6 protein-coding genes and 1 tRNA gene are annotated in these 4,560 nt (G+C 60.0%); 5 read left to right on the forward strand and 2 right to left on the reverse strand.

The features are described 5' to 3' along the window. A partial coding sequence (locus WDW90_RS35210) for a biosynthetic peptidoglycan transglycosylase (RefSeq protein ID WP_336492381.1) occupies positions 1-576 on the reverse strand: 576 nt, incomplete at its 3' end. A 505-nt stretch (positions 577-1,081) separates the two neighbouring features. Beyond that, positions 1,082-1,158: transfer RNA gene (locus WDW90_RS35215), tRNA-Arg, on the reverse strand. 917 nt (positions 1,159-2,075) lie between these two features. Here WDW90_RS35215 and WDW90_RS41045 point away from each other — a divergent pair. The 5 genes from WDW90_RS41045 to WDW90_RS35235 all read left to right on the forward strand — a co-directional run bounded on the left by WDW90_RS41045 (position 2,076) and on the right by WDW90_RS35235 (position 3,973). Continuing rightward, entirely contained in the window at positions 2,076-2,336 is a 261-nt protein-coding gene (locus WDW90_RS41045) for a DUF6894 family protein (RefSeq protein WP_431311192.1), read from the forward strand. Positions 2,337-2,477: 141 nt separating this feature from the next. Further along, entirely contained in the window at positions 2,478-2,738 is a 261-nt protein-coding gene (locus tag WDW90_RS35220; protein WP_336492382.1) for a DUF6894 family protein, read from the forward strand. A gap of 400 nt (positions 2,739-3,138) precedes the next feature. Continuing rightward, positions 3,139-3,396 (forward strand): DUF6894 family protein, encoded by a 258-nt coding sequence (locus tag WDW90_RS35225; RefSeq protein WP_336492383.1) that lies wholly within the window; start codon positions 3,139-3,141, stop codon positions 3,394-3,396. 101 nt (positions 3,397-3,497) lie between these two features. Continuing rightward, entirely contained in the window at positions 3,498-3,692 is a 195-nt protein-coding gene (locus WDW90_RS35230; RefSeq protein ID WP_336492384.1) for a hypothetical protein, read from the forward strand. Positions 3,693-3,775: 83 nt separating this feature from the next. Continuing rightward, entirely contained in the window at positions 3,776-3,973 is a 198-nt protein-coding gene (locus WDW90_RS35235; RefSeq protein ID WP_431311193.1) for a CsbD family protein, read from the forward strand. The last annotated feature ends 587 nt before the right edge of the window (positions 3,974-4,560 follow it).

Genomic DNA, 4,560 nt, shown 5'->3' on the forward strand with positions numbered 1-4,560 from the left:
GTAGAGGTTGAGGTCCTTCGGCTCCTTGCGGAAATAGTGCCGGCTCGCCCGGTAGAGACCCACGATCTCGCGGCCTCCGAACTCGATTTGGTTGAGGTAAGCCGCGAGCAGCTCCTGCTTACCGACGGCCCCATCGAAGGCGCCGGCGTGCCAGACCTCGGAGCCCTTGCGCTCGAGCTTGCTCAGCAGATCCCGGCCTTGCAGGTCGTGGAACACGAGGTTCTTGAGGAGCTGCATGGGAATGGTGCTGCCGCCGCGGCTCAGGCCGCCTCGGAGCACGGCAGCCAGGGCGATCAGGTCGACGCCGCCATGGTCCAGGTAGCGCTTGTCCTCGACGGCGATGATCGCCTTCTTCATCACTTCGGGGATCTCGTGCGGCTTGAGCACGACGGGGCAGCGGCAGTAGGCGTCCCAACCCGATGCGGTGCGGGTGACCATCACCTGCGGTGAGGCGACGAGCAGGCGGAGCTGATCGGGCTTGAGATCCCAGAAGGACAGGTCCTCGGCCGCGCTGGTGCGGGACGGACCAGCCGCTCCGGCCGCACAGAGCAGGACGAGGCCGACGGCACGCCGCATGTCCCAACTCCCCGGCCTCATCCGCCCAGCGGAATGCAGCCACAGCTTGAGCAGGTGTGGCTGTGACGAGCCGTCTACAAGGGCGTGACGGTGTACTCGGCGCGAACCGCCTCCGTCGGCAGATTCCTTCGGTGGCCGGAGCGCTTCAGCGAGTTCCGCTCAGTTCCGGTTGCCTCCGGTTGAGGCCGCGCAACGTGAGAGACGTGTGCACGCCTTCATCAACAGTCCGAATCCTACCTCTGGGTAAGTAGCACGGCGCTGGCCGGGATGAGGCCGGCGAGCAACGAGCGGGCAGAATGTTGGGCGGATCCGCCGTTTGTCGCTAAACCGAAGAATCGCCCAACCGAACTCGTGCTCCAGGCGTGACGAAATTGGCTAGGCTCACCGATGAGGTGACAGCCAACTCGACCGATTGTACGGTACTTACAAAACGCCGGCTGCTTCCGCCATGCTTCCGCGACGAAGGAGCAGAAGCGATACCACACCACTAAATCATTGAAGTGATTGGCGCACCCGACACGATTCGAACGTGTGACCTTTGCCTTCGGAGGGCAACGCTCTATCCAGCTGAGCTACGGGTGCTGACCGTGGCGATTCCCTAGCCCATCAAGAATTCCTGAAACAGACCAGTCTGTTACGCCCGCAAACTTAGCAGCGCAGGCAGAGAGCGCAAGAGGCAGAAAGCACCTCTTTTGCCTTGTTCAGTGTGACACGCTGTGACACCAGTGTGACAAACCTACGGCCCCCTGGGCACGCCCCCCTTTGCCCCATGATGGCAAGAGGCTGATGAGCCTATCGGCTTTCACGCACTAGACCCGCAAGGCTTGATGCCGCGATTACACAGCCAAGCCCGAGCAGGCAGAAGAACCCCAGGAACTGCGCCGGCCGTCCTCGGGCCAGAAGCGCTGCTGCAGCCACGAGAGCCAAAAGTAGGCCGGTGAGAACGCTCATGAGATGCCCTCCTCAACCTGCGAAGGGGTAACCCTGAAGCTTAGCCATAAAGGCGAAACCGCAAAGGTTAAGATCTCTTAAGGGTGTGACATTGGGACGCCATCACCTCCAAGCTCAGCCGTGCTCTTGGAACCCTCCGGCCCTCCTCGGCGCTGCCCAGGCATGTTCTTCTTCTTTTCCAACCGGCTCGGCTGTCTTGGCTCGATCCTGATCTCCCTCCTGTTGACTGCTGTGCTGATCGCCGCCTTTCGCGGGTTCTGAGCCCTGCCATCGTGGGGCATGCGCCTGACAGCGTGGCGAAGGCTTACGGGACAGTGACCCTGGCGACCATGAGGGATGCCGTGGAGCGCATCAGGGTTGGGTGACGCAGCGGATATGGGTCACACTGCCGGATATCGGTTGACGCTTAACGCTTTGCTTGTACGCTTCCAGACGATCTGAATTCCTTATCCCGCCAGACCGTCCGATTAACGATCCGCTAAGCTCGTCCACCTTGTACTGCGCTGTAGAGCGAACCTTATACGCGCTGCTGCGAGCGGATCAGAGCCATGCCCCGATACTTCTTTGACTTTCACGCCCTCACTCTCTCAATCCGTGATGAGGAAGGGGCAGAGTGCGCGAACCCCAGGGCTGTCTCAACGGAGGCGATGGGAGCCCTGTGTCAGATCGCTGGGGACCATCCAGACAGGTATGCGGGTCAGACGCTTCACGTCGTGGTGCGAGATGCCAACAACCGCACCGTTTTCACTGCATCCCTGAACCTCGCCTCGGCATGGAACGCTGAACGGCAGGAGCCACAAGCAGCGTGAGAGTTCTTCGTGGCGAGCTAGCGGCTGGTGTAGCTTCGCCGTAAGTAGTACACAGAATCTTCTGGGCGTGCGAGGGCACTTTTTGCATTCACGATCCATTATATCCGCCAGGAGAGACTGAAAGGCTCAGGCTGGTCCGCAATGCCACGCTATTATGTTGATCTGCATTGCGGGCCGCTTTTCGCGAAGGGCGTGACCTCGTTCGAGGCAAGTGACGATGATGCTGCCAAGGTGCATGCCATCAAGGCTTTTCCCTCGATAGTGGAGACCTGTGAACGCAGTGCTGGATGCTCGATCTATGTCATGTCTGTGCGAGACAGGCGGGGCATCACCCTGTTTCACATTGAACTGTCCTTAGATTTCAATGTGTCCCGCGAGAACGCGGCTCCTATTCCTTATTGATGCTCCTTAGCTGAATTAGCGCCAAGCCGTTTTGTTGCGCCGCTCATCTCATGCACGGCTGTGAATGGCCGGCCATCTGCTCCCCTTCCTCAAGCGTGGCTGCAAGGGCATAGCTGGGATTCGCTACGTGCGCTCTGTCACGCCCAAGGAAACCATGATGGGAGGCGGCAGCAGTCGGGCGCAGTGCTCCAAGTCCTTGCTGGCATAGGGTTTGTTGGCAGGCGTGAAACATTCCATCAGAAAAATGATGAATCCGACGGCCAGCTGAGTACAGAACCGTACATCACCGCAACTTGATTTAGATTACGTAGTTCTGCATATAGTGAAGCCGCTACGTATTCCACCGAACCCTTCCAGCAATAGCCTCACCCCTGTGAGCCAAGCCTAAAAGGTCATAAGCATGGCCCGGTACTTCTTTGACCTCAACGATGGCGAGCTTGCCGTCAGTGACGATCATGGAACCGAATGCGCGAGCCCCAAGGATGTCTCATCGGAGGCTCTGAAGGCTCTGTGTCAGATCGCTGGGGAATATCCCATGCGCTATGTGGATCAAGGGCTACGCGTTACCGCACGTGACGATGAAGACCGAAGCGTCCTTACGGCGTCCTTGAAGCTGACAGCCGCTTGGCACGCCGAAGAAGAGCATCATGCGGCTTAGCCTCTTGTAAGGCACCTCGCGGCCACGCTGCCCGGCCGGGATAGCCCTGGTGCATTCTCGGCATTTGCTGCGTTGATCCCCGGAGACCCGCAAAGCGAGAGATGCTGATGAAGAACCCTGCGCTCAGCCTTTGGCTCTCCGCAGCGAACCGCGCTGCCGGATGGTGGATGGGAACCGCAACGTCGATGGCTCGCCGTCAGCAGCAGATGGCGCTTACCGAGATGACCAAGGCCGCCACTGGTAAGAAGGCGCCGAGGAAGCGCAAGGCCAAGCCGAAGCGCAGGCGTGCGGCTTAACAAATCAACGGAACTCCGTGACCACGGCTCCGTTCGCTCTCCGAAGCGTTGCGGTGTGCAGCGTGGGTGCAACGGAGAGAGAGATGGCTGTCGAGAAGAACCAGGACGTGGACCCGGATCGGGTCGAGGGATCCGCGAAGAACCTTGGCGGCAAGATCAAAGAAGGCGCTGGCAAACTGTTGGGCGATGAGAAGCTGAAGAATGAGGGCCGGGTCGATCAGGTGAAGGGCAAGGTGCAGAATGCTGTGGGCAGCGTAAAGGACGCGCTCAAGGGTAAGTAGTTACGGCTCGGCCGAACCTGAAGCTGGCTCACGGCGCCCCTCAGGTTCGGCCGTTTGATTAGGGACGTACCTCTGCCTCAGTGTGCCCCGGAACTGCTACCCTTGCCCTTCGCACCCGGCGATGACCCGGAACCGGCATCGTTGGCGCCTGTGCTATTTGAGGTGCCCGAGCGGCTCATCCCGCCCGTTGAAGGGCCGCTGCCGGCTGCTCCGGGAGAAGAGCCTGAACCAGCGTCATTCGCTCCAGTGCTGTTTGACGTGCCTGAACGGCTTGTACCGGAGCCACCTTCCGCAGCTATGGCGACTGTACCGAGGATGAGGCTGCTTGAGATGGCGATAGCGAGTGTGACGGCCTTCATGAGGCTCTCCTTGGGTTTCCGCCCTACGGCTAAGGTCAACCCAGGTCGCTGAAAGCCGTTCCGCTCAGGCACGGGCGATCAATCATCAAGAGTTGAAAGGGTGACAGGCGGATGGGGAGGCAGCTCAAACTAGAGCCGGTCCCGCGCCGCTTGAGACGGGTTAGCGGGTAGTGCGTTGACGGATGAAGGAGCTTGCTCATGCCTTCACCTCTGTCTGTGGACCTGCGC

It is taken from the genome of Methylobacterium nigriterrae (assembly GCF_037106235.1).
Taxonomy (GTDB): Bacteria; Pseudomonadota; Alphaproteobacteria; order Rhizobiales; family Beijerinckiaceae; genus Methylobacterium; species Methylobacterium nigriterrae.